The organism is Pseudoduganella sp. RAF53_2, assembly GCF_052113985.1.
Lineage (GTDB): Bacteria > Pseudomonadota > Gammaproteobacteria > Burkholderiales > Burkholderiaceae_D > Rugamonas.
Genome location: NZ_JBFRDW010000987.1, coordinates 1 through 1,428, shown reverse-complemented (window position 1 = coordinate 1,428; position 1,428 = coordinate 1). Strand labels below are relative to the sequence as shown.

Genomic DNA, 1,428 nt, shown 5'->3' with positions numbered 1-1,428 from the left:
GTTCAACACCGCCCGCGTGGAAGCGCTGGAACTGGACAACCTGATCGAGACCGCCAAAGCGACGATCACCTCCGCAGCAGCACGCAAGGAATCGCGTGGCGCCCACGCCCACAACGATTACCCGCATCGCGACGACGACAACTGGATGAAGCACACCCTGTGGTTCTCGGAAGGCAACCGCCTGGAATACAAGGCAGTTCAAACCAAGCCGCTGACGGTTGACACCTTCAAACCGAAACCACGTACTTTCTAAGGGCCAGAAGAACATGCCACGCACTCTCAAACTCAAGATTTACCGTTACGATCCGGACAAGGATGCCAAGCCGTACATGCAAGACGTGACCGTCGAGCTGAAGGACACCGACAAGATGCTGCTGGACGCCCTGCAGCGCATCAAGTCCGACGTTGACGATTCCCTGGCCCTGCGCCGCTCCTGCCGTGAAGGCGTGTGCGGTTCGGACGCCATGAACATCAACGGCAAGAACGGCCTGGCCTGCACCACCAACCTGAACGAGCTGAGCGAGCCTATCGTGCTGCGCCCTCTGCCAGGCCTGCCGGTGATCCGCGACCTGATCGTCGACATGACGCAGTTCTTCAAGCAGTACGATTCGATCAAGCCGTTCCTGATCAACGACTCGATCCCGCCGGAGAAAGAGCGCCTGCAATCGCCTGCCGAACGTGAAGAGCTGGATGGCCTGTACGAGTGCATCCTGTGCGCTTGCTGCTCGACCTCCTGCCCATCGTTCTGGTGGAACCCGGACAAGTTCGTCGGCCCGGCCGGCCTGCTGCAAGCCTACCGCTTCATCGCCGACTCGCGCGACGAAGCCACCGGCCAGCGTCTGGATAACCTGGAAGACCCATATCGTCTGTTCCGCTGCCACTCCATCATGAACTGCGTGGACGTGTGCCCGAAAGGCCTGAACCCGAACAAGGCCATCGGCAAGATCAAGGAACTGATGGTTCGCCGCGCAATCTGATTTTTTAGATTTATGGCTGAACTGGAAAAACGTGCGCATCAGGCCGACCCGTCGAACCGCGCGCGCCTTCGCTGGCGCGCCCGACGGGGCCTGCTGGAAAACGACATCATCCTGACGCGTTTTCTGGATGCGCACGAAACGGAATTGACTGACGAAGAAGTGGACGCACTCACGCGGCTCCTCGATTTGTCGGACAATGCGCTGATGGATCTGGTGCTGGCCCGCAAGGAGCCGGAAGGCGAGATCGATCTGCCGCATGTGCACGCACTGCTGCAACGCCTGCGCAAGGCCTGATCATTGTTTGATGGCCTGGCGCCGCCAGAGTAAGTTTTTTATTAAGCCGCATCTCTCCAAGAAGGAAGAGTCCTATGAACATTTCTGATACCAAAGCAACCCTGTCGTTCTCGGATGGCAGCCCATCCGTTGACATGCCGATCTACAAGGGCACCGT

2 protein-coding genes and 1 pseudogene are annotated in these 1,428 nt (G+C 58.8%); all 3 read left to right on the top strand.

Features of this window, described 5'->3' with window-relative positions; genetic code table 11:
* Nucleotides 1-253 (top strand): annotated as a pseudogene (locus AB4Z11_RS31685) (succinate dehydrogenase/fumarate reductase flavoprotein subunit); the annotation flags it as partial.
* Nucleotides 254-266: 13 nt separating this feature from the next.
* On the top strand, nt 267-977 hold the full coding sequence (locus tag AB4Z11_RS31680; RefSeq protein ID WP_442030139.1) for a succinate dehydrogenase iron-sulfur subunit: 711 nt from the start codon (nt 267-269) through the stop codon (nt 975-977).
* A 12-nt stretch (nt 978-989) separates the two neighbouring features.
* Nucleotides 990-1,271 carry an FAD assembly factor SdhE gene (locus AB4Z11_RS31675; RefSeq protein ID WP_442030137.1) on the top strand — a complete coding sequence of 94 codons (282 nt, stop codon included), beginning with the start codon at nt 990-992 and terminating at the stop codon, nt 1,269-1,271.
* The last annotated feature ends 157 nt before the right edge of the window (nt 1,272-1,428 follow it).